Source organism: Streptomyces xanthophaeus (assembly GCF_000725805.1).
In the GTDB taxonomy this organism is placed as follows: Bacteria; Actinomycetota; Actinomycetes; order Streptomycetales; family Streptomycetaceae; genus Streptomyces; species Streptomyces xanthophaeus.
The window spans coordinates 1,094-1,295 of the sequence record NZ_KL647142.1; the positions used below are offsets into that span (position 1 = coordinate 1,094).

A 202-nucleotide genomic window follows, 5' to 3' on the forward strand; every position below is an offset into this window, starting at 1 on the left:
CAGATCCACCTCACGCACACGGCCCAACAACTCACGGAACGACGGATCACCCGACACATCCGTCCGCAACACCAACGTGTTCACAAAGAACCCGACGAGGTCATCCAACGCATCATCCGTACGACCCGCCACCGGCGAACCCAACGGGATGTCCTCCCCTGCACCCAACCGCGACAACACCACCGCCACAGCCGCCTGCAAC

At 62.4% G+C, this 202-nt stretch carries 1 protein-coding gene; it reads right to left on the reverse strand.

Translation table 11 applies throughout. The annotated features are described in order from the left end of the window. Positions 1-202: condensation domain-containing protein (locus IO30_RS0139910; protein ID WP_157853470.1), on the reverse strand; the 202-nt coding region annotated here is incomplete at both ends.